Origin of the sequence: Mitsuaria sp. RG (genome assembly GCF_028369275.1) — a bacterium.
In the GTDB taxonomy this organism is placed as follows: Bacteria; Pseudomonadota; Gammaproteobacteria; order Pseudomonadales; family Pseudomonadaceae; genus Aquipseudomonas; species Aquipseudomonas peradeniyensis.
On the sequence record NZ_JAQMYQ010000009.1, the window covers coordinates 91,168 to 113,550 of the forward strand.

Sequence of the window (22,383 nt, forward strand, 5' to 3'; positions counted from 1 at the left end):
TTGTGCCCGCCAAGGCCAGGGGCCTTGTTGATATGCGTCAAGAAACCCCAGGCAGGCCAAAGAACGCGCGGGCGCAGGCGCTGGTGTGGGCGGCGGTGTGCGCTGCGGTTTCATGGCGGTGCAGGGCCACCTCGCGCAGCACCTCGGGCAGGAAGGCCGGCTCGTTGCGGCCGTTCTTCGGCTTGGGCCGCAGGCTGCGGGGCAGCAGGTAGGGCGCGTCGCTTTCGAGCATCAGGCGGCCCTCGGGGATGTTGCCGACCAGGGGATGCAGGTGGGTGCCGCGGCGCTCGTCGCAGATCCAGCCGGTGATGCCGATGTGCAGGTCCAGGTCGAGGTAGGCGAACAGCGCCTGGCGCTCGCCGGTGAAGCAGTGCACCACGGCGGCGGGCAACTGGTCGCGGTAGTCCTTGAGGATTGCCAGCAGGCGCTCGCTGGCCTCTCGCTCGTGGAGGAACACCGGCAGGCGCAGTTCGACCGCCAGTGCCAACTGCGCTTCCAGGGCTTTTTCCTGGGCCGGACGCGGGGAAAAGTCGCGATTGAAGTCCAGGCCGCATTCGCCCACGGCCACCACCCGTGGCTGGGCGAGCAGTTCGCGCAGCTGGCGTTCGCTGCCGCTGCTCCAGTGGCTGGCGTCGTGAGGGTGCACCCCGGCGGTGCTGAACAGGCGCTGGCCAGGTTCGTCCAGGCGCTGGCACAGTTCCAGGGCCTCGGTGCTGACGTCCAGGCTGGTGCCGGTAAGGACCATCTGTGCCACGCCGGCCTCCACGGCGCGCTCGACGATGGCGGCCTGCTGGTCGTGGAAACTGCTGTTGGTCAGGTTGACGCCGATATCGATCAGTTGCATGGTGCTACCTCGTGCCGCGGGGCGGCCAGCATAGCAAAAACCGGGATATCGAGAAAAAACCAAGAACTTCAAACGTTTGCCGTGGTCTGTTGCGGTCATTTATCACGGATCGATCACAGCACATGGTGCCCGCCAACCGCTCTCGGACCCTTATCCCCATGTTGCGAACCTTTTTGACTTGCCTGTTGCTGTCCGGGCCGCTGGCCGCCGTGCCGGCCGCTGCCGGCGAAGCCGGGCCGCAACAGCATGTGCCGGCCAGCCAGGCGCGTGACCTGGCGCAGATCCGTTCGAGCAAGGTGCTGCGGGTGCTGGTCAACCAGAGCCGCAACAGCTCCGGCGAGGTCAAGGGTGAGCCGGTAGGGGTCGAGTACTACCGCTTGCGCGCCCTGGAGCATGCCCTCAATGCCCGGGTCGCCGACGGCCAGGAAATCACCCTGAAGATCATCCCCCGCGCCAAGGAGCAGCTGCTTGCGGCATTGCAGCGCGGCGAGGGCGATCTTGCCGCCCCCGGCGAGCTGCTCGACCCGAGCGTGGTGCGCGGAGTTGGCGTCAGTGCCCCGGTGGTCGACCAGGTGCCGCTGCAACTGGTCGGGCGCAAGGGCGAGCGCGGCTACAGCCGCCCCGAGCAGTTGTCCGGGCGCACCGTCGCCCTGACCACCGCCAGTGCCGCGGGCGCGGCGATCCAGGCGATCAACCAGCAGCTGGCCCTGCGCAAGCGGGCACCGATCAAGGTGGAATGGGTCGACCCGACGCTGGCGGTGGAGGATGTGCTGGAGATGGTCCAGGCCGGCATCTACCCGTTGACCGTGGTGGAGCGGCCGATCGCCCAGCGCTGGGCGCGGGTGATGCCGCGCCTGCGGGTGGACAGCAAGCTGCAGCTGGCCCCGCCCCAGGCTATGCGCTGGTATGTGCGCCAGGACGCGCCGATGCTGCAGGCGGCAGTGGATCGCTTTCTCGCCACCTACCGCGCGCCGGACAACCAGGACGCGGCCTTCGAACGCATCTACCGGCGCCAGTACCGGGTGCACAACCCGCTGGCTCGACAGGATCGCCAGCGCCTGGAGTCGGTGCGCCCGGTGCTGCAGAAGCACGGTGGCGATCAGCAGTTCGACTGGCTGAATCTGGCCGCCCTGGCGTTCAAGGAGTCGACCCTCGACCCCAAGGCACGCGGCACCGGTGGCGCCCACGGGCTGATGCAGATCACCCCGTCGGCGGCCCAGCGGGTGGGGGTGAGCAACACCGCCACGGTGGACGGCAATGTCCAGGCCAGCGCCCGTTATTTGGCACTGATCCGCCGCAAGTTCTTCGCCAGCCCGCAGCTCAACGAGCGCGAGCGCATGGCCTTCATCCTGGCCGCCTACAACCTCGGGCCGGAGCGGGTCCAGGCCATGCGTGCCGAAGCACGGCGGCGTGGGCTTAATGGCAACCAGTGGTTCTTCCAGACCGAGCGCATCGCCATGGAGCAGGTGGGCATGGGGCCGGTGAACTTCGTCAACAGCGTCAACAAGTACTTCCTCGCGTTCAACCGAGAGCGGGCTTCCCTGGAGCGTGTGGCGAAGCGCTAGATAAATCTAATTGCTCGATAGAATTTACGCGATTATTGCGATTTTCTTATTCGATGATTTGATTAAGATGGCGCTCATCCAACACACACCTGCTCAAACAAGGAAGCAAACATGAATCACTCCCTCAATGCCCTGTTCACCACCCGCGCCGGTTATGGCCTGAGCGTCGTGCGTATCCTGGTCGGCATCATCTTCATGGCCCATGGCGCGCAGAAACTGTTCGGCCTGTTCGGTGGCTACGGCCTGGAAGGCACCGGCCAGTGGATGGAAAGCATCGGCCTGGCCCCAGGCTACCTGATGGCCCTGCTGTCCGGCAGCGCCGAGTTCTTCGGCGGCCTGGCCCTGGTGGTCGGCCTGCTGGCCCGCCCGGCGGCGCTGGCACTGAGCGTGACCCTGGTGGTGGCGATCTTCTCGGTGCATATCGGCAACGGGCTGTTCATGTCCAACAACGGCTACGAGTTCGCCCTGGCGCTGATGGCCGGTACCGTGGCGGTGCTGATCGAGGGTGCCGGTCGCCTGTCGCTGGACCGCCTGATCGCACGCTGATCGTCAATCGCGGGGCCAGCCCGCTCCCACGAAGCTTGTGGGAGCGGGCTGGCCCCGCGATTGCTTTTGCACAAGCGCTTGTAACTTCATGCGTCTGCCTCTAGCATACCGATTGCGCCGATTTAAACAGCTACTTGCGGGGCGCAGGAGAGGCCCCGACGGGTCATCCGAAATACCGCTAAAGCGCTGGTTCGGTGACGCCTCCCACCGCTGCCCAGCGGGAACAGCGAGGCGGAGAGAGACTCCATGAGTTGCCCACGTACCAGTGTCTGCTTGACCCCCCTGGCCAAGAACCAGGCTTCCCGTACCCCGCGCATCCTGCTCGGCGGCCAGCATCAACCCACGCTTTTGCGCAATCTCGATGGCTTTTCCCGACGCAAGGGCCAGGCCTGTGCCTTCCTCATCCAGTTCTCCGACAGCTGTGAACAGCTCGACCAGTACGGCAACGACCGCTTCGACCTGGCTGTGATCCAGGCGCCCGCAGCAGAAGAGGCCGCCGAGGTCATCGGCCAGCTCACCCGCATTGCCCGCCAGGGGTTGATCACCCGCCGTTGAGCGGCGTGTCGCGTCCAGCCTTTTTTCGCTAAGCTCGGTCTCCCGGTGGGCGCCTGTCGCCCGCTGCGGATGCACTGAGGAGACAGTCGTTGAGCACCAACATCATCACCATTGAAGGCCATGCTGCGCTGAAGCAGGAGCTTGACCACCTGTGGCGGGTCTATCGCCCGGAAATCACCCAGAAGGTCACCTGGGCGGCATCGCTGGGCGATCGCAGCGAGAACGCCGACTACCAGTACAACAAGAAGCTGCTGCGCGAGATCGACCGCCGCGTGCGCTACCTGCGCAAGCGCCTGGAAGACGTCAAGGTGGTCGAGTACTCGCCTCAACAGGAAGGCAAGGTGTTCTTCGGTGCCTGGGTGGAGATCGAGAACGATGACGGCGAGCAGCTGCGCTTTCGCATCGTTGGCTATGACGAGATCCACGGGCGCAACGACTACATCTCCATCGACTCACCAATGGCCCGGGCCCTGCTAAAGAAGGGGGAGGGTGACGAAGTGCTGGTGCACACGCCCACGGGCGAGGCGACCTGGTATGTGAACAGCATCCGCTACAACCTCTAGCTGGCGACTCCTGTAGGAGCGGCCTTGCGCGGCGAAAGGGCTGCGAAGCGGCCCCGGGATATCAGCATCAAGGCAACGATCGCTGGGGCCGCTACGCAGCCCTTTCGCGGCGCGAGGCCGCTCCTACAGGGGGAAGCGTAAGCCTCCGAATATTCACCCCTCGCGCAACACCGCCAACGGGCTGGCATTGAGCGCGCGACGCGTGCCGATCACCCCGGCTGCGCCCACCAGCACCGCCCCGGCCAGCGGCAGCGCCAGCAGCCACGGATGCGGTGCCCAGTGCAGGTCGAAGGCGTAGCGGTACAGCGCCCAGGTGATCAGCTCGCACCCCAGTGCCGCCAGCACACCGCTGGCCGCGCCGAGCAGGCCGAACTCGATGCGCCGCGCCTTGACCAGCAACGGGCGCGCCGCCCCCAGCGCCCGCAGCAGGGCACCCTGGCGGATGCGCTCGTCGAGGGTCGCCTGCAGGCCGGCAAACAGCACCGCCAGCCCCGCCGCCAGCACGAACAGCAGCACATACTCCACCGCCAGGGTGACCTGGGCGAGGATGCTGCGCAGCTGCGCCAGCAGCGCGTCGACCTGCAGCACGGTCACCGCCGGGAAGGCCCGGGACAGGGCGACGATCTCCTGGTCGTGGCCCGGCGCCAGGTAGAAGCTGGTGAGGTAGGTGGTGGGCAGGCCTTGCAGGGTGCCCGGCTGGAAGATCATGTAGAAGTTGGGCTGGAAGCTGTCCCAGTGCACGCTGCGCAGGCTGCTGACCCGGGCCTGGCGCTGCTGGCCGCCGATGTCGAAGGTCAGCAGGTCGCCCAGTTGCAGGTGCAGGCTCTGCGCCAGCTCCGCTTCCACGGAAACCCCGGGGACTTCATCACCGGCGGGCGCCTGCTGCCACCATTGGCCGGCGCTCAGGGCATTGCCCTGGGGCAGTTCGGCGGCCCAGGTCAGGCTGAGATCGCGCTGGATGGCGCGTTCGCCGGTGGATTCCTTGCTGACCAGCTGGCGCACCGGCTGCTCGTTGATATGGGTCAGGCGGCCGGGAATCACCGGGTACAGCGGTGCGGCGCTGGCGTTGATCTGGGCCAGGCGCTCGGTGAACGGCTGGCGCTCGTCGGGCAGGATGTTCAGGGCGAAATGGTTGGGCGCATCCTTGGGCAACTGCGCCTGCCAGGTGTCGAGCAGTTCCGCGCGCAGCAGGGCGACCAGGCCCATCGCCAGGAGGATCAGGCCGAAGGCCAGGGCCTGGCCGGCGGCGGCCAGCGGGTGGCGCAGCAGTTGCCCGAGCCCCAGGCGCCAGGCCAGCGGTGCGCCGCCCAGCAACCGGCGCAGGCTGCGCAGGCCGAGCAACAGCAATCCACCCAGCAGCAAGGCGGCGATCAGCCCGCCGCCGAGCAGGGCGAAGGTCAGCAGCAGGTCCAGGCTCAGGCGCCACATGATCAGACCCAGGGCGAGCAGGGCGGCGCCATACACCAGCCAGCTGCTCGGTGGCAGCGGCAGCAGGTCGCGGCGCAGCACACGCAGCGGCGGCACGCGACCAAGGGCCGCCAGCGGCGGCAGGGCGAAGCCGGCCAGGGCCACCAGCCCGGTGCCGATGCCGGCCAGCGCCGGGGTGAGTCCGCCGGGTGGCACCTGGCTGGGCAGCAGGCCTTCGAGCAGGCGGAACAGCCCCAGCTGCGCCAGCCAGCCGAGCAGGGCGCCGGCCAGCGCGGCGACGACGCCGAGCATGGCCAGTTGCAGGCTGTAGAGGCCGAGGGCCTGGTGCCGGGATAGTCCCAGGCAGCGCAACAGGGCGCTGGCGTCCAGGCGCCGCGCGGCGTAGCGGCTGGCCGACAGGGCCACGGCGACGCCAGCCAGCAGCACCGCCACCAGGCTGGCCATGTTCAGGTAGCGCTCGGCCTTGCCCAGGGCGCCGCCGATCTGCCGGTTGCCGTCGCGGGTGTCGAGCAGGCGCTGATTGGCTGCCAGGCTTTGTTCCGCTGTCTGCCGGTACTGTTGCAGGGCATCGATATCGCCGCGCCACAGGTCGCGGTAGCTGACCCGGCTGCCGGGCTGGATCACCCCCGTGGCGTCGAGGTCGGCGAGGTTCATCAGCACCCGTGGCGTCAGGCTGTAGAAATTGTTGGCGCGGTCGGGCTCGTAGGTCAGCACGCGGCTCATGCGCAGGGTCTTCATGCCCACGTCGATGCTGTCGCCGATGGCCAGGCCCAGCGCCGCGAGCAGGCGCGGCTCGACCCAGGCTTCGCCCGGCGCGGGGCCGCCACCAGGTGTTTCCTCGGCGTAGGGCGCCGCCGCGCTGCGCAACTGGCCGCGCAGGGGGTAGGCGGGGTCGGCGGCCTTGATGCTGGACAGCTGGATGCCGTTGTCGGCGCCGACCACGCTGGTGAATTCCACCACCCGCGCATGGCTCAGGCCCAGCGCCGTGCCATCGGCGATCTGCTGCGCGCTGGGCGGGGCGCTGCCCTGCAGGACCAGGTCGGCGCCGAGGAACTCGCTGGCGCGCAACTGCATGGCGCCGTTGAGGCGGGCGCCAAAGTAGCCGATGGCGGTACTGGCCGCCACCGCCACCAGCAAGGCGAAGAACAGCACGCGTACTTCGCTGGCGCGGGCATCGCGCAGCAACTGGCGCAGGGCCAGGACACACAGTCGCGGGAACGATAGGCGGGTCATCAGGGCTCCAGGGGCGCCACCAGGCGACCGGCATCCAGACGGATCAGGCGACGGCAGCGCTTGGCCAGGCGCTCGTCGTGGGTCACCAGCACCAGGGTGGTGCCGCGCTCCTGGTTCAGCTCGAACAACAGGTCGCTGATGCGCTCGCCGGTGTGGCTGTCGAGGTTGCCGGTGGGCTCGTCGGCGAACAGCACCGCCGGCTGCGCGGCGAAGGCGCGGGCGATTGCCACCCGCTGCTGCTCGCCGCCGGAGAGCTGGCGCGGGGTATGGCTCAGGCGCTTGCCCAGGCCGACCCGCTCGAGCAGGTCGCGGGCGTGTTCGCGGGCATCGCGCCGACCGTCCAGCTCCAGCGGCAGCATGACGTTCTCCAGGGCGTTGAGGCTGTCGAGCAACTGGAACGACTGGAACACGAAGCCTACGTGCTCGGCGCGCACCCGGGCACGCTGGTCCTCGTCGAGGAGGCCGAGGTCGTGGCCGGCGAGGATCACCTTGCCGGCGCTGGGCCGGTCGAGCCCGGCGAGCAGCCCCAGCAGCGTGGACTTGCCGGAGCCGGAGGCGCCGACGATGGCCAGGCTGTCGCCCTGGGCGAGGTCGAGGGAGAGGGCGTGGAGGATGGTCAGGTCGCCTTCCGCGCTGGGGACCACTTTGCTAAGGTTCTGCGCAACGAGAATGCTGGGGCCCATGGAGAATCCGATGCGAATGTGGTGGTTGAGTGCCGGCCTGGCCCTGTGTTGCCTGGCCCAGGGCGCGGCGGCGGGAACGCTGCTGGTTGTCGGCGATAGTATCAGCGCCGGTTTTGGCCTGGATACCCGCCAGGGGTGGGTCAACCTGCTGCAACAGCAGTTGAAGAAAGAGGGTTTCGACGACCAGGTGGTCAATGCCTCGATCAGTGGCGACACCAGCGCAGGTGGCCAGGCGCGGCTGCCGGCGCTGCTTGCGGCGCACAAGCCGGACCTGGTGGTGCTGGAGCTGGGAGGCAACGATGGCCTGCGCGGCCAGCCGCCGCAACAATTGCAACAGAATCTTGCCGCGATGATCGATCAGTCTCGCCAGGCCGGTGCCAAGGTGCTGCTGCTGGGCATGCGCCTGCCGCCGAACTATGGCGTGCGCTACACCACGGCATTCGCCCAGGTCTATGAACAGCTGGCCGCCGATAAAAAGGTGCCGCTGGTGCCGTTCTTCCTCGAAGGCGTGGGCGGGGTGCCGGAGCTGATGCAGGCCGATGGCATCCACCCGGCGGCGACCGCCCAGCAGCGCCTGCTGGAAAATGCCTGGCCGGCGATAAAACCCTTGCTGTGACGCTTTTATCGGGGGCCGCTTTCGGCTAATGTTGCGCCCCCCGTTTCGAGTGCCCCCGATGCCGCGCCCCGCCTGGTCCCTGTACGCCTATCAACTGATCGAGCCCGATGAGCAGCTCGACCTGTTTGCCTGCCAGGAAGTGCGCATCCACCTGGCCGCCCGCCAGCTCGAGCTGGGCGTGCCGGTCGACCGTACCTTGTGCGGTGGCCTGCTGCCGGCGCAGCCGCGCTGGTCGGGTGTGGAGCGGGCGATCTACCGCGACGAGCGCCTGTGCCCGCTGTGCCGGGCGATCCTCGATGCCCAGCGGCGCGGCATGCGCCCGGTGTGGCCGGAACTCTGAGCGCCTTTCATCATCTGAAACGCTTGCGCCTCCCGCTCGTTTGGGCGCGGGTGTACAATCGTTGTCTTGACTGATCTTTCGAAGGATTTCCCGGATGTTGCCGCGCTTTCCCGCCGTCACCCGTAGCCTGACCCTGGCCGCCCTGCTGGCGACAGGCCCCGCTGTTGCGCTGGAACTGCCGTTGCCAGCTCCCGGTGAAGACGTCGTCGGCCAGGTCCATACCATCAAGGCCAAGTACGAGGACACCTTCGCCGACATCGGCACCGCCAACGACCTCGGCTACCTCGAGATGATAGCCGCCAACCCGGGCGTCGATCCCTGGCTGCCGGGCGCCGGTACCGAAATCGTCCTGCCGACCCGCTACATCCTGCCGCCGGGCCCGCGTGAAGGCATCGTCATCAACCTGGCCGAATATCGCCTGTACTACTACCCGAAAGGGCAGAACGTGGTGCACACCTTCCCGCTGGGTATTGGTCGCGAGGGCTGGGGTTCGCCGATCGCCAACACCAAGATTACCGCCAAGACGCCGAACCCGACCTGGACCCCGCCAGCCTCGATTCGCGCCGAGCACGCCGCCGATGGCGACATCCTGCCGACGGTGGTGCCAGCAGGGCCGGACAATCCGCTGGGGCCGTTCAAGTTCACCCTGGGTGTACCGGGCTACCTGATCCACGGCTCGAACAAGAAGTTCGGCATCGGCATGCGCACCAGTCACGGTTGCTTCCGCATGCTCAACAACAACGTGCTGACCTTGTCGAAGATGGTTCCGGTGGGTACCCCGGTGCGCATCATCAACGAGCCGTACAAGTTCGGCATCAGTGCCGGCAAGGTCTATCTCGAGGCGCATACACCGCTGGACGACCACGGCAATCCGTCGGTGGTCGACAAGCACACCGCGGTCATCAATGCGTTGCTCAAGCGTGAAGACCTGGCCAACAACTTGCGCATGAACTGGGACATGGTTCGCGATGTGGTGGCGGCCGAAGACGGCATGCCGGTCGAGATCGCCGTGCCAACCAATGGTGCAAGCGCGCCGATGGTGTCGAGCATTCCGCCAGAACTGCAGTAAGCGATTGCCCGCTGGCAACTAGCGGGGCACTTTGGGGCCGCCTTGCGGCCCATCGCGGGACAAGCCCGCTCCTACAGGTACGGTAAACGCCATGCCTTTAGGCATAGGCTTGTCCCGGGGTGGGTCGCCAGGCGGCCCCAGTTGTTTGGGCGGCATCACCTGGCTTTTTTGCAGGCAATAAAAAAGCCGACCCACAAGTGGGTCGGCTCCATAACAATCCGTGAGGATTATTACTTGCGGCTGGCTTTGTCCAGCATACGCAGAGCGCGCTCGTTGGCTTCGTCAGCGGTCTGCTGAGCCTTCTGAGCAGCTGCCAGAGCGTCGTCAGCTTTGCGGTAGGCTTCGTCTGCACGAGCCTGGGCGCGAGCTGCTGCGTCTTCGGTAGCAGTCAGGCGAGCTTCGGTTTCTTTGGATACGCTGCTGCAACCGGTAGCCAGAACTGCGGCCAGAGCCAGAGCAGAGAATTTCAGAACGTTGTTCATCGTGTTCCCCTTCAAGGACTTTCTATTAAATAGCCATCTCTCGGAAAAGAGAAACTGGCCGGCGTACATAGTACCCATTACTTGTAGTAAGTAAACTGACTGAGCGCAAGAACTGCAAAAAAAATGCTGTGGACGGCCCCGGCGACGGGGTTTGTAAACAAAGTGTGAAAATCCTGGCCAGCCTTCGCAAGCGATTGTAGTACAGGAACTTTTTTGTTGAACTAAGGGTGACTTTAACTGTCGACCGGCGTCTTAGCCCTTGAACATCCGGTTGCTGTTGCCGGGCCTCGGGCGGATGGCTGTCAGCATTTTCATTCTGCACAGCTTGAGCATTCTCGCTGGTGCCGCCTACTATTTGAGGGGGCCATCGATGCAGAACGATCCCGGTCGCGCTGCTGTCGAAGGGGCAACAGGTGGCGTAGAGGTTCCTCCGCCGGATAAACCATATCGGTAAGGTAAGGGTCTGCCGACAAGACCTGCGAGGAGTAGTGATGAGCGAAACGCTGACCATCCACCATGACCAGGCCGGTCATCAGTTCGAGACCACCGTGGACGGTCACCGGGCCTATCTGACGTACATGGACCTGGGCAAGCAGACGCTGGACATCTATCGCACCTTCGTCCCCAATGCCCTGCGCGGTCGCGGGATTGCCGCCGCACTCACCGAGAGGGCGCTGGAGTACGCCGAGCAGATGGGCTACACGGTGATCCCGTCGTGCTCCTACGTCGAGCGCTACATGGAGCGTCAGCAGCGGCATTCGAGCAAGGCCTGACACGGCACACATGAAAACGCCGGGCATTGCCCGGCGTTTTCGTTTGCACGTCTTTTAGCCGCGCTGGCGCTTGGGCAGTACATCCTTGAGCTTGGCATGCATGCTGCGCAGGGTCTTCTCGGTGGCCGCCCAGTCGATGCAGGCATCGGTGACGGACACGCCGTACTGCAGTTCGTCGAGGTTTTTCGGAATCGCCTGGCAGCCCCAGTTCAGGTGGCTCTCGACCATCAGGCCGATGATCGACTGGTTGCCTTCGAGGATCTGGTTGGCGACGTTCTCCATGACCAGCGGCTGCAGGGCCGGGTCCTTGTTGGAGTTGGCGTGGCTGCAGTCGACCATGATGTTGGGCTTGATCTTGGCCTTGACCAGATCCTGCTCGCACAGGGCGACGCTGACCGAGTCGTAGTTGGGCTTGCCGTTGCCGCCGCGCAGCACCACGTGGCCATAGGCGTTGCCCTTGGTGGTGACGATGGACACGCCGCCTTCCTGGTTGATGCCCAGGAATCGGTGCGGCTTGGACACCGACTGCAAGGCGTTGATGGCCACGGTCAGGCCGCCATCGGTGCCGTTCTTGAAACCGACCGCCGAGGACAGGCCCGAGGCCATCTCGCGGTGGGTCTGGGATTCGGTGGTGCGGGCGCCGATGGCCGACCAGCTGATCAGGTCCTGCAGGTACTGCGGGGAGATCGGGTCGAGCGCTTCGGTGGCGGTGGGCAGGCCCTTCTCGGCCAGGTCCAGCAGCAGTTGGCGACCGATGTGCAGGCCGTCCTGGATCTTGAACGAGTCGTCCAGGTACGGGTCGTTGATCAGGCCTTTCCAGCCGACGGTGGTCCGCGGCTTCTCGAAGTACACGCGCATGACCAGGTACAGGGTGTCGGAGACTTCCTCGGCCAGCACCTTCAGGCGCTCGGCGTACTCGTGGGCGGCCTTGATGTCGTGGATCGAGCAGGGGCCGACCACCACGAACAGGCGATGATCCTTGCCGTCGAGGATGTTGCGCACCACTTCACGGCCGGCAGTCACGGTCTGCAGGGCCTTGGCGCTGAGGGGGATTTCCTTCTTGAGCTGATCGGGGGTGATCAAGGTCTCGTTGGAGGCAACGTTAAGGTCATCGATCGGTAAATCAGCCATCGTGTTACTCGTCAGGTCACGGGTGCCGGCCGCCAGCGATCCCCGTGCGGCCCAGCAGCAGATTATTCGCAGCGGGGAGGCCGAACCTTAGCGCGTTAGCGGGGGCGCGACAATGGGCTGGGGCCCGTCGATACGGGGTTTTTGCCCATCGGGTGGCGTTTGCGGGCGGTTCGATGTCGGCTGGGAGGATTTGGTCGCGATGGCCGGCACGCGGGTATAGTGGCTGACCCACAACAATGACTCTCGCTCAGGAGCACGGCATGGCGTCCCTCGACCCTCGCATTGGCAATCCCCGCATCGGCATCATCGGCAGCGGCGCAATCGGTGGATTCTACGGCCTGATGCTGGCCCGCGCCGGCTTCGACGTGCACTTTCTGTTGCGCAGCGAATACCTGGCCGTGCGCGAGCAGGGGCTGCGCCTGGACAGCGCGGTGCATGGCCAGGTGCACATGCCGGTGCAGGCCTACGCCTCTGCCGCCGACATGCCGCCCTGCGACTGGCTGCTGGTGGGTGCCAAGGCCACCAGCAACGCGGAGCTGGCGCCCTTGATCGTGCAGGCCGCGGCGCCCGATGCCCGGGTGGTGTTGCTGCAGAACGGCCTTGGCGTCGAGGAGCAGTTGCGCCCGGCCTTGCGCCCGGACCTGCACCTGCTCGGCGGCCTGTGCTTCATCTGCGCCAATCGCGAGGGCCTCGGTGTTATCCGCCACCAGTCGCTGGGCGCGGTGAACCTGGGCTATCACAGTGGTCCTGCGCAGGACGGCGGGGCTGCCGTGGTGGAGGAGGGCGCCGGGCTGTTCCGGGCCGCGGGCATCGATTCCCAGGCCATGGCCGACCTCGATCAGGCGCGCTGGCAGAAGCTGGTGTGGAACGTGCCCTACAACGGCCTTTCGGTGTTGCTGCAGGCCAGCACCACGCCCTTGATGGGCGATGCCGACAGCCGCGCGCTGATCCAGGCGTTGATGGCCGAAGTGGTGGCGGGCGCCAAGGCCAGTGGCCGCGAGCTGCCGGCGGGCTATGCCGAGCACCTGTTCCGAATCACCGAGAAGATGCCGGACTACTGGCCGAGCATGTACCACGACCATGTCCAGCAGCGGCCGCTGGAGCTGCAGGCGATCTATGCCGAGCCCCTGGCCCGGGCCCGCGCGGCCGGTTGCGCGTTGCCGCGCATGGAGGCGTTGTACCAGGCCCTGGCGTTCATCGACCGGCGCAATCAGCAGGCCTGAAGCCCGCGGCGGCTGTGCGCCGGACGGCCAGGCGACCGCCGATGGCGCTGCTAAGCTCAAGCTTGCTCTGCCGTCGCGGCAGTCGAGGAGGTCGAATGATCCGTTCCATGCTGTTTGCCACTGACCTCGGTGTCTATGCGCCCTTCATCATGCAGCACGCCCTGGCCCTGGCGCGGACCTTCAACGCAGAGCTGTATGTGATTCATGCCGTGGAGCCCATGGGCCAGTTCGCCGAATCGTTGCTGCAGAGCTACCTCGATGAGCAGACCCTCGATGCGCTGCACAGCGAGGGCGTCAACACGGTCATGGCCAATATCGAGCAGCGGGTGCTGGAGAACTTTCGCGACGAGATGACCGAGCCGGCCGACCTGGCATTGATCCGCGCGGTGCGGGTGCGCCAGGGCGATCCGGCCCAGGTGATCCTCGAGCAGGCCCAGCGGTTGTCGGTCGACCTGCTGATCTTCGGCAGCCACAGCGCCGGCGCGGGGGTGGATGTGCCGATCGGCCGCACGGCGGTGCGGCTGCTGCAGCTGTCACCGGTGCCGGTGTACATGGTGCCGTTGGCTCACCATCTTGGACGTAGGAAATCGTGAGCCTAGCGGTAGGACTTTTTCCAGCGAACGTAACAAAATAGTTCTAGATTTATTTCTCAAGCCACTAATATAGTTATAACTCGTCGCTGCCGGCGCGCCGGTGACCTACCGCCTTTGAGGGATATCTATGAAGCTTCAGCAACTGCGCTACATCTGGGAAGTGGCGCACCATGACCTCAACGTTTCCGCGACGGCGCAGAGCCTGTACACCTCCCAACCGGGTATCAGCAAGCAGATCCGCCTGCTCGAGGACGAGCTGGGCGTCGAGGTCTTCGCCCGCAGCGGCAAGCACCTGACCCGCGTCACCCCGGCGGGCGAGCGCATCATCAATACCGCCGGCGAGATCCTGCGCAAGGTCGAAAGCATCAAGCAGATCGCCCAGGAATTCTCCAACGAGAAGAAGGGCACCCTGTCGATCGCCACCACCCACACCCAGGCGCGCTACGCGCTGCCGCCGGTGATCAGCAACTTCATCAAGCAGTACCCGGAAGTCGCCCTGCACATGCACCAGGGTTCGCCGATGCAGATCGCCGAGATGGCGGCCGACGGTACCGTCGACTTCGCCATCGCCACCGAGGCACTGGAGCTGTTCGGCGACCTGATCATGATGCCGTGCTACAAGTGGAACCGCTGCGTGGTGGTGCCCCAGGGGCATCCGCTGACCAAGCTGCCGAAGCTGACCCTGGAGGCGGTGGCCGAGTACCCGATCGTCACCTACGTGTTCGGCTTCACCGGCCGTTCCAAGCTCGACGAAGCGTTCAATCACCGTGGCCTGACGCCGAAGGTGGTATTCACCGCCGCCGACGCCGACGTGATCAAGACCTATGTGCGCCTGGGCCTGGGCGTGGGCATCGTGGCCAAGATGGCGGTGGACCCGAAGCTCGACAGCGATTTGGTGTGCCTGGACGCCAGCGAGCTGTTCGAGGCCAGCATCACCAAGATCGGCTTCCGTCGCGGCACCTTCCTGCGCGGCTTCATGTGCGACTTCATCGAGAAGTTCGCGCCGCACCTGACCCGTGAGGTGATGGCCAAGGCGATCCAGTGCCATAACAAGCAGGAGCTCGAAGAGCTGTTCGAAGGGGTCGAGCTGCCGGTGCACTGATCTGAAATAGCTGGGGCCGCTTTGCGGCCCTTTCGCGGCACGAGGCCGCTCCTACAAGGGAAACGTAACCCTCTGTAGGAGCGGCCTTGTGCCGCGAAAGGGGCGCGAAGCGGCCCCTGCTGTTTCAAGCCTTGCTGATCAGGTTGCCGGCGTGCAACCCGCACTCCTTCTGCGTCGACTCTTCCCACCACCAACGCCCTTCGCGCTCGTGCTGGTTCGGCAGCACCGGGCGGGTGCAGGGCTCGCAGCCGATGCTGATGAAACCGCGCTCGTGCAGGCTGTTGTAGGGCAGTTCCAGCATGCGGATGTAGCCCCAGACTTCCTCGCTGGTCATCTGCGCCAGCGGGTTGAACTTGTACAGGGTGCGCTCCGGGGTGGAGAAGGCGCTGTCGATCTCCAGCGCCGCCACCTGGCTGCGGGTGCCGGGGCTCTGGTCGCGGCGCTGGCCGGTGGCCCAGGCGCTGACGGTGGCCAGCTTGCGGCGCAGCGGTTCGATCTTGCGGATGCCGCAGCACTCGCCGTGGCCGTCCTTGTAGAAGCTGAACAGGCCTTTTTCCTTGACGAACGGGTCGAGCTTGTCGCGATCCGGGCTGAGGATCTCGATGGGCAGGTTGTACTGCTCGCGCACCTGGTCGATGAACCGGTAGGTCTCCGGGTGCAGGCGGCCGGTGTCGAGGCTGAACACCTTGACCTGCTTGTTCAGCTTCCAGGCCATGTCCACCAGCACCACATCCTCGGCGCCGCTGAAGGAGATCCACAGGTCATCGCCAAAATGCTCGAAGGCGAGCTTGAGGATCTCCTGCGGGGACTTGCTGGCGTAGGTCGCGGCCAGGGCGGCGACGTCGAAGGGTTGGCTCATCAGGCGGTTTCCATCGGTTGAGTGGCGCTGTGCGCTCGTAGTGGTCAGATGGTAACAAAAAATGGCGGGGCAGACGTTTATCTCAAGGGTTTGTGCTGCCTGCGCGGGCCCTTTCGCGGGTAAACCCGCTCCCACAGGTGTCGAGTGATCCCGGCAGTAGCGCAGGCCTTGTGGGCGCGGGCTTGCCCGCGAAGCAGGCGCCGCCGATCACAAGGCCTGCAGCGTTTCCATCAGCACTCGCACCTTGGCGATCGACTCTTCATATTCGGCCTGCCAGTCCGAATCGGCCACCACCGCGCCGCCGCCCCAGCAACTGACCTGGCCATCCTTGACCAGCAGGCTGCGGATGGCGATGGAGCTGTCCATCTCGCCGCGCACATCGACATACAGCAGCGAGCCGCAGTACAGCGCCCGGCGCGCCGGCTCCAGCTCGTCGATGATCTGCATGGCGCGGATCTTCGGGGCGCCGGTGATCGAGCCGCCGGGGAAGCTGCCGCCGATCAGGTCCAGGGCGTCCTTGTCGGCGGCCAGGCGGCCGACCACGCTGCTGACCAGGTGATGAACGTTGGGGTAGCTCTCCAGGCTGAACAGCTCCGGTACCTTCACCGAGCCGGTCTGGCAGGTACGGCCGATGTCGTTGCGCAGCAGGTCGACGATCATCAGGTTTTCCGAGCGGTCCTTGGGGCTGGCCAGCAGCTCGGCGGCGTTGCGCGCGTCCTCGGCCGGGTCGGCGGCGCGTGGGCGGGTGCCTTTGATCGGGCGGGTCTCGACCGCGCCCTGGCTGACGCGGATGAAGCGTTCGGGGGAGAAACTCAGCAGCGCCGTGCCTTCATCCAGCTGCTGGTAGCCGGAAAACGGCGTCGGGCAGGCGGCGCGCAGGGCCTGGTAGGCGTGCCACGGGTCGCCCTGGCAGGGTGCGCGAAAGCGCTGGGTGAGGTTGATCTGGTAGCAGTCGCCGGCCTGGATGTAGCGCTGCACCTGGTCGAACGCCGCCCGGTATTGCTCGGGGCGAAGATCACCGGTCATCGGCGCGAGCAGGTGGAAGTCACCGCTATCGCCCAGGGTGCTGGCCTCGAACAAGGTGATGAGCCGTTGCCGCTCGTCCTCGGGCAGGCTTGGGTGGAACACCAGCTGGCTGCTGCACAGCCGATGGTCGGACACCAGTGCCCAGGCATACAGCCCCAGCCGGGCGTCGGGCAGGCCAAGGTCGTCGACCGCATGCGTCGGCAGCTGCTCCAGGCGCCGGCCGAAGTCGTAGCTCAGGTAGCCGATCAGGCCGCCGGCAAACGGCAGCTCGATGCCCTCGGGCAGTTGTGCCGTCCCCAGGTCGGCCAGGGCCTGGCGTAGGCGCTGCAGGTAGTCGCGACCGTCTTCCTCGGGGCGTGCCTGCAACTGCTGCAGCGGCCAGGCGCTGAGCAGGTCGTAGCGGCCGCGTTCGGCGCCTGGGCGGGCGCTGTCGAGCAGGGTCGCGCCGGGCGCGCGGCGCAGGCGTTCGAAGTAGAAGGCAGGGTCGGGCTGGTAGGGCAGGGGGTGGAGCGTACAGGTCGGCATCAGGATGGACGGCGATGAACAAGCGAGGTGGGCGATTGTAGACCTGTGCGGGAAATGCGCCTAGCGCTGGCAGCGACATTCGCCATCTGGATCTGCGCATTCCCCCTGTAGGAGCGGCCTTGTGCCGCGAAAGGGCTGCAAGGCAGCCCCCGGGATTTCCGCGTTGATGCAGAGATTGTCGGGGCCGCTTTGCGGCCCTTTCGCGGCACAAGGCTGCTCCTACATGGAGCGCGGTTACAGTGGGTTGACGTGCCCGAACAGCCCTTGCGAGACCTTCACGCGCTGCTCGGCATCCTCGCTGCGACCTTCCTTGGCCAACATCTCCAGGTGCGCCTCGATGGCGTGGGTGCGCTGGGTCAGGCCGCAGTCGTTGGCGATCTGGATGTTCAGGCCGGGGCGGGCGTTGAGCTCGAGGATCAGCGGGCCCTTGTCCTGGTCCAGGACCATGTCCACGCCGATGTAGCCCAGGCCGCACAGCTCGTAGCAGCTGGCGGCGAGCTTCATGAAACCGTCCCAGTTCGGCAGTTGCACGCCGTCCACCGCGTTGGTGGTGTCCGGGTGCTTGCTGATGATCTTGTTCAGCCAGGTGCCGCGCAGGGTCAGGCCGGTGGCCAGGTCCACGCCCACGCCGATGGCGCCTTGGTGCAGGTTGGCCTTGCCGCCGGACTGGCGGGTCGGCAGGCGCAGCATGGCCATCACCGGGTAGCCCATCAGCACGATGATGCGGATGTCCGGCACGCCTTCGTAGCTGATGCTCTTGAAGATCTGGTCCGGGGTGACCCGGTACTCGATCAGCGCGCGGTCGCGGTGCCCTCCCAGCGAGTACAGGCCGGTGAGGATGCTGGAGATCTGGTGCTCGATTTCCTCGTGGCTGATGATCTTGCCCGAGACCGTGCGGTAGCGGTCCTCGAAGCGGTCGGCGATCACCAGGATACCGTCACCGCCGGCGCCCTGGGCCGGCTTGATGACGAAGTCGCTGCGTCCGCCGATGATCTCGTCGAGTTTCTCGATCTGCTTCTCGGTTTCGATGATGCCGTACATCTCCGGCACATGGATGCCGGCCGCCAGGGCGCGCTCCTTGGTGATGATCTTGTCGTCGACGATCGGGTACAGGTGGCGCTTGTTGTACTTCAACACGTAGTCCGCGTTGCGCCGGTTGATACCCATGATGCCCCGGGCCTCCAGGGCTTTCCACGTCTTGATCAGGCCAAACATCAGGCGTCAGCCTTCTTCAGGAATGCCTTGAAGCGCACGAGCTCGGTCAGGCGGTAGCCGCGGTAGCGACCCATCGCCAGCATGAAGCCCACCAGGATCAGCAGCACCGCCGGGAAGGTGAAGACGAAGTACACCGCTTCCGGCACGGTCATCAGCAGGTGCGCGATAGAGGCGGCGAACAGGGTGCCGACGGCCACTTTCATGGCATGGCCGCCGCCACGCTCTTCCCAGGTGATCGACAGGCGCTCGATGGTCATGGTCAGGATCACCATCGGGAACAGTGCCACCGACAGGCCGCGCTCCAGGCCCAGCTTGTGGCTGAACAGGCTGATGGCCGCGATCAGCACCACGACGAAGGTCAGCACCACCGACAGGCGTGGCAGCATTTGCAGTTTCAGGTGTTCCAGGTACGAGCGCAACGACAGGCCCAGGGCGGTGATCACCGTGAACAGGATGATGCCGAAGCCCAGCTGGGTCTCGCGGAAGGCCAGGGCGATCAGCACCGGGGTGAAGGTACCCAGGGTCTGGATGCCGATCAGGTTGCGCAGCACCAGGATCACCAGTACGCCGATCGGGATCATCACCATGATCATGAAGGTCTGCTGGGTCTGCAGCGGCAAGCCGTACAGCGAGTACTCGAGGAAGTCGGCGTCGGTGTTCTCGTCGGTCAGCTTGGCCAGGCGGATGGCGTTCATCTCGCTGTTGTTCATGCTGAAGGTGACGTTGGCTTTCTTGCCGCCATCGACGGTGATCAGGTTGTCGTCGCCGGTCCACCACAGCAGGCGGTCACTGGGCAGGCCCTGCTCGCCGGTCTCCGGATTGAAGTACAGCCAGTCGTTGCCATTGAAGCTGCGCAGCCACAGTTCGGGGCTCTGCGGGGTGTCGGCCACCAGACGGATGGTGTGGACCTTCTCCAGTGGCACGTGGGCAATGGACAGCAGCAGGTCGATGACCTGGGCTTTTTTCATGGGCGAATTGTCGCCGGCCAGCAGCAGCTTGGCGTTGTCGTCGCTGGCATTGTTGACCCGCTTGATGGTCTCGCTGACGAAGGTCTCGACGTCGGCCGAGTGCTGGCGGATCGGTGCCATCAGCGCTTCGGCGGCGATCTTCTCAGGGCCCTCGACGGCCAGGCTGTCGCGGAAGGTCGGGCCCTTGATCTTGGCTTTTTCGTTGCTGTAGCGCTTGGTCAGCACCAGCCGGTAGTAGAGGGTCTGGTTGCCGCTGGCGCGACGGGCCGACCAGGTCACCTTGCGGTTGCCGTCGGCGCGGTTGACGCTGACCCCGTAGTTGTTGGAGATGAAGCTCTCGTTGAGGCTCACGTAGTCACGGTTCAGCGGGGGCACGAACATCTGCACCTTGACCGGATCCTTGGCGCTGGCGACGAACTCGACCTTGGCGTCGATGTTCCACAGGTCGTCGGTCTCGTCCTCGGTCACCGGGATGCCGAGGGCGAAGATCTGGTAGGCCGTGATCGCGATGCCCAGCACTACCAGGACGGTGATCAGGACTTTCAGATGGAGGGTAAGAGAGCGCATCGGAATTACTCTGCTTTGGGAGCTTCGGTGGCGCAGGCAGGTTTGCCGGCCGCGTATTTAAGGCTTGGGTCGACCAGCGCACCGAAGTGCTTGAGGGCCTCGGAACCGATGAGCAACGGGAACTGGAAAGCGCTGCGGTCGGTGAGGTTGACCTCGATGGTGCGTCGTGTCTGGCCCATGCAGATGTCGAGTTCGATGACCGGGCGGGCAGTGTAGGCCTTGCCCGAGTCGGCATCATAGTCCCCGGCGCGGCGCTTGATCTTGCTGACGCGGGCCAGGGGGCGTTCGATGGGGTGCTTGTGCGCGGCGTCGATGGCCAGGTAGAAGCGCACCCAGCTCTCGCCGTTGCGCTTGAAACGCTTGATGTCGCGGGCGCTGAGCGAGGCGGTCTTGGCGCCGGTGTCGAGCTTGGCCGCTACTTCCAGGTCAAGGTCGCCCAGACGGGCGTATTCGTTCAGACCGTACACGGTCTTTTCGGCCGCGGGCGCGAGCGCCGGCAGCAGGGTCAGGCAGAGCAGCAATAAAGCGGGTTTGAGTCTCATAATCCTGGCGCGGTGCTGTGCTGGGTTCAGGGCAAGGCGACTGGCCAAGCGTCCTCATTGATCTGTCAACAACATGAAATGATGACAGACACACTATCCATGCTCCCGAAGGAGCGCGGCATTCTATCACGCCGGTGTGTTGACGCCAGCGCGCCCGCGATCTGACCGCATGAGCGCGGGGTAAGTTCGTTATTAGACGATTGTCGACAATGTTCTTTTTGTCTTTGACTATGCACCTCTATTTGGCTAGTTTTGGCGTCACTGATTTTAAAGGTGTCGACAATCATGCTGGACACAGCCCCGGCCACCACGCTGCCCCAGGACGATACCGAGACCCTCTCGGAGCACGTCTTCCGGCGCATTCAGGCCGCCATCGTCAAGGGCGAGATTGCCCCCGGCAGCAAGATCTCCGAGCCGGAGCTGGCGCGCACCTACGGCATCAGCCGCGGCCCGCTGCGCGAGGCGATTCACCGCCTGGAGGGCCAGCGCCTGCTGGTGCGCGTGCCCCATGTCGGCGCCCGGGTGGTGTCGCTCAGCCATGCCGAGCTGATCGAACTGTACGAAATCCGCGAATCCCTTGAAGGCATGGCCTGCCGACTGGCCGCCGAGCGCATGAGCCAGGCGGCCATCGACGAGCTGCGCCACGTGCTCGACACCCACGAGCGCGACGCCGCGTTCCAGGCCGGGCAGGGCTACTACCAGCAGGAAGGCGACTATGACTTCCACTACCGGATCATCCAGGGCAGCGGCAACCAGACCCTGTACAAGATGCTCTGCGGCGAGCTGTACCAGCTGGTGCGCATGTACCGCATCCAGTTCTCCAGCACGCCCAACCGTCCGCGCCAGGCCTTCGCCGAGCACCACCGCATTCTCGATGCCATCGAAGCTCGCGACGGCGAACTGGCAGAACTCCTGATGCGTCGCCACATCGGCGCATCCAAACGCAATATCGAGCGCCACTACCAAGGTGCCGACAACAATAGCCCACGAGGTGAGTCATGACAGTGAAGAGCACGCCCGGCCAGCGTTTCCGTGACGCGGTCGCCGCCGAACATCCGCTGCAGGTGGTCGGGACCATCAACGCCAACCACGCCTTGCTGGCCAAGCGCGCCGGTTTCAAGGCCATCTACCTGTCCGGCGGCGGTGTCGCCGCCGGCTCCCTGGGCCTGCCGGACCTGGGCATCAGCGGCCTGGACGACGTGCTCACCGACGTACGGCGCATCACCGACGTCTGCGACCTGCCGCTGCTGGTGGATGTCGACACCGGTTTCGGCGCCTCGGCCTTCAACGTCGCCCGCACCGTCAAGTCGATGAGCAAGTTCGGCGCTGCCGCCATTCATATCGAGGACCAGGTCGGCGCCAAGCGTTGCGGCCACCGCCCGAACAAGGAGATCGTCTCGCAGCAGGAGATGGTCGACCGCATCAAGGCCGCCGTCGACGCCCGTACTGACGACAGCTTCGTGATCATGGCGCGCACCGACGCGCTGGCAGTGGAAGGCCTGAACGCCGCCCTGGACCGGGCCGCGGCCTGCGTCGAGGCCGGCGCCGACATGATCTTCCCGGAAGCCATCACCGAGCTTTCGATGTACAAGACCTTCGCCGACCGGGTGAAGGCGCCGATCCTGGCCAACATCACCGAATTCGGCGCCACGCCGCTGTACACCACCGAGGAACTGGCCTCGGTCGACGTGTCGCTGGTGCTGTACCCGCTGTCGGCCTTCCGCGCCATGAACAAGGCGGCCGAGAACGTCTACACCGCGCTGCGCCGCGACGGCACCCAGAAAAACGTGATCGACACCATGCAGACCCGCATGGAGCTCTACGATGCCATCGGCTACCACGCCTTCGAGCAGAGCCTCGATGCGTTGTTCGCGCAGAAAAAAGGGTAAGCGAATGCCTGTACCGGCCTCGTGGGAGCGGGCTTGCCCCGCGATA

Annotated in this window: 23 protein-coding genes; 13 read left to right on the plus strand and 10 right to left on the minus strand. The window is 65.6% G+C overall.

Features of this window, described 5'->3' with window-relative positions; genetic code table 11:
• Positions 1-37 precede the first annotated feature (37 nt).
• Complete coding sequence (locus POF53_RS07810; RefSeq protein ID WP_203647375.1) at positions 38-844, minus strand: TatD family hydrolase; 807 nt, start codon at positions 842-844, stop codon at positions 38-40.
• 158 nt (positions 845-1,002) lie between these two features.
• Between POF53_RS07810 and POF53_RS07815 the strand changes: the two genes are divergently transcribed.
• The 4 genes from POF53_RS07815 (at position 1,003) to greB (ending at position 4,073) form a co-directional block, all read left to right on the plus strand.
• Complete coding sequence (locus POF53_RS07815) at positions 1,003-2,409, plus strand: MltF family protein (RefSeq protein WP_203647374.1); 1,407 nt, start codon at positions 1,003-1,005, stop codon at positions 2,407-2,409.
• A gap of 111 nt (positions 2,410-2,520) precedes the next feature.
• Positions 2,521-2,955, plus strand: coding sequence for a DoxX family protein (locus tag POF53_RS07820; protein ID WP_203647373.1), 435 nt, complete (start codon positions 2,521-2,523; stop codon positions 2,953-2,955).
• 246 nt (positions 2,956-3,201) lie between these two features.
• Complete coding sequence (locus POF53_RS07825; protein ID WP_050705060.1) at positions 3,202-3,510, plus strand: hypothetical protein; 309 nt, start codon at positions 3,202-3,204, stop codon at positions 3,508-3,510.
• Positions 3,511-3,599: 89 nt separating this feature from the next.
• A complete protein-coding gene (gene greB, locus POF53_RS07830) occupies positions 3,600-4,073 on the plus strand; it encodes a transcription elongation factor GreB (protein WP_203647372.1) in 474 nt (157 codons plus the stop codon).
• Between the two features lie 153 nt (positions 4,074-4,226).
• Here greB and POF53_RS07835 read toward each other — a convergent pair whose 3' ends face one another.
• Together POF53_RS07835 and POF53_RS07840 are read right to left on the minus strand one after the other, a co-directional pair.
• Positions 4,227-6,734, minus strand: coding sequence for an ABC transporter permease (locus POF53_RS07835; protein ID WP_232855873.1), 2,508 nt, complete (start codon positions 6,732-6,734; stop codon positions 4,227-4,229).
• Positions 6,734-7,417, minus strand: a complete 684-nt coding sequence (locus tag POF53_RS07840) for an ABC transporter ATP-binding protein (RefSeq protein WP_203647370.1) — start codon at positions 7,415-7,417, stop codon at positions 6,734-6,736. Before POF53_RS07840 ends, POF53_RS07835 begins: the two co-directional genes overlap by 1 nt.
• 10 nt (positions 7,418-7,427) lie before the next feature.
• Here POF53_RS07840 and POF53_RS07845 point away from each other — a divergent pair, with 10 nt between their 5' ends.
• The 3 genes from POF53_RS07845 (at position 7,428) to POF53_RS07855 (ending at position 9,442) form a co-directional block, all read left to right on the plus strand.
• Complete coding sequence (locus POF53_RS07845; RefSeq protein ID WP_232855875.1) at positions 7,428-8,033, plus strand: arylesterase; 606 nt, start codon at positions 7,428-7,430, stop codon at positions 8,031-8,033.
• A gap of 58 nt (positions 8,034-8,091) precedes the next feature.
• Positions 8,092-8,373 (plus strand): hypothetical protein, encoded by a 282-nt coding sequence (locus POF53_RS07850; RefSeq protein WP_028692618.1) that lies wholly within the window; start codon positions 8,092-8,094, stop codon positions 8,371-8,373.
• A gap of 94 nt (positions 8,374-8,467) precedes the next feature.
• Positions 8,468-9,442, plus strand: coding sequence for a L,D-transpeptidase family protein (locus POF53_RS07855; RefSeq protein ID WP_203647368.1), 975 nt, complete (start codon positions 8,468-8,470; stop codon positions 9,440-9,442).
• A 230-nt stretch (positions 9,443-9,672) separates the two neighbouring features.
• Here POF53_RS07855 and oprI read toward each other — a convergent pair whose 3' ends face one another.
• Positions 9,673-9,924, minus strand: coding sequence for an outer membrane lipoprotei OprI (gene oprI, locus POF53_RS07860; protein ID WP_003259780.1), 252 nt, complete (start codon positions 9,922-9,924; stop codon positions 9,673-9,675).
• Positions 9,925-10,415: 491 nt separating this feature from the next.
• Here oprI and POF53_RS07865 point away from each other — a divergent pair, with 491 nt between their 5' ends.
• Positions 10,416-10,697: a GNAT family N-acetyltransferase gene (locus POF53_RS07865; protein ID WP_203647366.1), complete on the plus strand. Its 282-nt coding sequence runs from the start codon at positions 10,416-10,418 to the stop codon at positions 10,695-10,697.
• A 54-nt stretch (positions 10,698-10,751) separates the two neighbouring features.
• Here the strand turns inward: POF53_RS07865 and POF53_RS07870 are convergent, their stop codons facing one another.
• Positions 10,752-11,828, minus strand: a complete 1,077-nt coding sequence (locus POF53_RS07870) for a 3-deoxy-7-phosphoheptulonate synthase (RefSeq protein ID WP_028692615.1) — start codon at positions 11,826-11,828, stop codon at positions 10,752-10,754.
• A 260-nt stretch (positions 11,829-12,088) separates the two neighbouring features.
• On the opposite strand from POF53_RS07870, the gene POF53_RS07875 reads away from it, so the two are divergent.
• The 3 genes from POF53_RS07875 (at position 12,089) to cysB (ending at position 14,746) form a co-directional block, all read left to right on the plus strand.
• Positions 12,089-13,051 carry a putative 2-dehydropantoate 2-reductase gene (locus POF53_RS07875; RefSeq protein WP_498967115.1) on the plus strand — a complete coding sequence of 321 codons (963 nt, stop codon included), beginning with the start codon at positions 12,089-12,091 and terminating at the stop codon, positions 13,049-13,051.
• 95 nt (positions 13,052-13,146) lie between these two features.
• A complete protein-coding gene (locus POF53_RS07880; protein WP_110738113.1) occupies positions 13,147-13,644 on the plus strand; it encodes a universal stress protein in 498 nt (165 codons plus the stop codon).
• A 127-nt stretch (positions 13,645-13,771) separates the two neighbouring features.
• The gene (gene cysB / locus POF53_RS07885) at positions 13,772-14,746 is read left to right on the plus strand and encodes an HTH-type transcriptional regulator CysB (RefSeq protein ID WP_011533140.1); all 975 of its coding nucleotides are present in this window, start codon (positions 13,772-13,774) and stop codon (positions 14,744-14,746) included.
• Positions 14,747-14,870: 124 nt separating this feature from the next.
• Here the strand turns inward: cysB and POF53_RS07890 are convergent, their stop codons facing one another.
• The 5 genes from POF53_RS07890 to rloA form a co-directional block, all read right to left on the minus strand.
• On the minus strand, positions 14,871-15,605 hold the full coding sequence (locus POF53_RS07890) for a phosphoadenylyl-sulfate reductase (RefSeq protein ID WP_050705067.1): 735 nt from the start codon (positions 15,603-15,605) through the stop codon (positions 14,871-14,873).
• Between the two features lie 207 nt (positions 15,606-15,812).
• Positions 15,813-17,156, minus strand: coding sequence for an aminodeoxychorismate synthase component I (gene pabB / locus POF53_RS07895; RefSeq protein ID WP_498967118.1), 1,344 nt, complete (start codon positions 17,154-17,156; stop codon positions 15,813-15,815).
• Between the two features lie 234 nt (positions 17,157-17,390).
• Positions 17,391-18,371, minus strand: coding sequence for an alpha-L-glutamate ligase-like protein (locus POF53_RS07900; RefSeq protein ID WP_028692610.1), 981 nt, complete (start codon positions 18,369-18,371; stop codon positions 17,391-17,393).
• Positions 18,371-19,906 carry an osmotic stress tolerance membrane protein RloB gene (gene rloB, locus POF53_RS07905; RefSeq protein ID WP_203647362.1) on the minus strand — a complete coding sequence of 512 codons (1,536 nt, stop codon included), beginning with the start codon at positions 19,904-19,906 and terminating at the stop codon, positions 18,371-18,373. The genes POF53_RS07900 and rloB overlap by 1 nt, the downstream gene beginning before the upstream one ends.
• A 5-nt stretch (positions 19,907-19,911) precedes the next feature.
• Positions 19,912-20,448, minus strand: coding sequence for a retropepsin-like aspartic peptidase RloA (gene rloA, locus POF53_RS07910; protein WP_110738108.1), 537 nt, complete (start codon positions 20,446-20,448; stop codon positions 19,912-19,914).
• A 285-nt stretch (positions 20,449-20,733) separates the two neighbouring features.
• Here rloA and POF53_RS07915 point away from each other — a divergent pair, with 285 nt between their 5' ends.
• Together POF53_RS07915 and prpB are read left to right on the plus strand one after the other, a co-directional pair.
• Complete coding sequence (locus POF53_RS07915; RefSeq protein WP_254463515.1) at positions 20,734-21,450, plus strand: GntR family transcriptional regulator; 717 nt, start codon at positions 20,734-20,736, stop codon at positions 21,448-21,450.
• Entirely contained in the window at positions 21,447-22,337 is an 891-nt protein-coding gene (prpB, locus tag POF53_RS07920; protein ID WP_232855879.1) for a methylisocitrate lyase, read from the plus strand. The genes POF53_RS07915 and prpB overlap by 4 nt, the downstream gene beginning before the upstream one ends.
• The last annotated feature ends 46 nt before the right edge of the window (positions 22,338-22,383 follow it).

Excerpts from the sequence above, each read along its gene's own strand:
- POF53_RS07845 (WP_232855875.1), top strand. The coding sequence starts at position 7,428 with ATGCGAATGTGGTGGTTGAGTGCCGGCCTGGCCCTGTGTTGCCTGGCC.
- POF53_RS07815 (WP_203647374.1), top strand. The coding sequence starts at position 1,003 with ATGTTGCGAACCTTTTTGACTTGCCTGTTGCTGTCCGGGCCGCTGGCC.
- POF53_RS07850 (WP_028692618.1), top strand. The coding sequence starts at position 8,092 with ATGCCGCGCCCCGCCTGGTCCCTGTACGCCTATCAACTGATCGAGCCC.
- POF53_RS07840 (WP_203647370.1), bottom strand. The coding sequence starts at position 7,417 with ATGGGCCCCAGCATTCTCGTTGCGCAGAACCTTAGCAAAGTGGTCCCC.
- cysB (WP_011533140.1), top strand. The coding sequence starts at position 13,772 with ATGAAGCTTCAGCAACTGCGCTACATCTGGGAAGTGGCGCACCATGAC.
- POF53_RS07870 (WP_028692615.1), bottom strand. The coding sequence starts at position 11,828 with ATGGCTGATTTACCGATCGATGACCTTAACGTTGCCTCCAACGAGACC.
- POF53_RS07835 (WP_232855873.1), bottom strand. The coding sequence starts at position 6,734 with ATGACCCGCCTATCGTTCCCGCGACTGTGTGTCCTGGCCCTGCGCCAG.
- POF53_RS07875 (WP_498967115.1), top strand. The coding sequence starts at position 12,089 with ATGGCGTCCCTCGACCCTCGCATTGGCAATCCCCGCATCGGCATCATC.
- POF53_RS07820 (WP_203647373.1), top strand. The coding sequence starts at position 2,521 with ATGAATCACTCCCTCAATGCCCTGTTCACCACCCGCGCCGGTTATGGC.
- POF53_RS07825 (WP_050705060.1), top strand. The coding sequence starts at position 3,202 with ATGAGTTGCCCACGTACCAGTGTCTGCTTGACCCCCCTGGCCAAGAAC.
- rloB (WP_203647362.1), bottom strand. The coding sequence starts at position 19,906 with ATGCGCTCTCTTACCCTCCATCTGAAAGTCCTGATCACCGTCCTGGTA.
- prpB (WP_232855879.1), top strand. The coding sequence starts at position 21,447 with ATGACAGTGAAGAGCACGCCCGGCCAGCGTTTCCGTGACGCGGTCGCC.
- POF53_RS07865 (WP_203647366.1), top strand. The coding sequence starts at position 10,416 with ATGAGCGAAACGCTGACCATCCACCATGACCAGGCCGGTCATCAGTTC.
- rloA (WP_110738108.1), bottom strand. The coding sequence starts at position 20,448 with ATGAGACTCAAACCCGCTTTATTGCTGCTCTGCCTGACCCTGCTGCCG.
- pabB (WP_498967118.1), bottom strand. The coding sequence starts at position 17,156 with ATGCCGACCTGTACGCTCCACCCCCTGCCCTACCAGCCCGACCCTGCC.
- POF53_RS07810 (WP_203647375.1), bottom strand. The coding sequence starts at position 844 with ATGCAACTGATCGATATCGGCGTCAACCTGACCAACAGCAGTTTCCAC.
- POF53_RS07855 (WP_203647368.1), top strand. The coding sequence starts at position 8,468 with ATGTTGCCGCGCTTTCCCGCCGTCACCCGTAGCCTGACCCTGGCCGCC.
- POF53_RS07880 (WP_110738113.1), top strand. The coding sequence starts at position 13,147 with ATGATCCGTTCCATGCTGTTTGCCACTGACCTCGGTGTCTATGCGCCC.
- oprI (WP_003259780.1), bottom strand. The coding sequence starts at position 9,924 with ATGAACAACGTTCTGAAATTCTCTGCTCTGGCTCTGGCCGCAGTTCTG.
- POF53_RS07900 (WP_028692610.1), bottom strand. The coding sequence starts at position 18,371 with ATGTTTGGCCTGATCAAGACGTGGAAAGCCCTGGAGGCCCGGGGCATC.
- POF53_RS07915 (WP_254463515.1), top strand. The coding sequence starts at position 20,734 with ATGCTGGACACAGCCCCGGCCACCACGCTGCCCCAGGACGATACCGAG.
- POF53_RS07890 (WP_050705067.1), bottom strand. The coding sequence starts at position 15,605 with ATGAGCCAACCCTTCGACGTCGCCGCCCTGGCCGCGACCTACGCCAGC.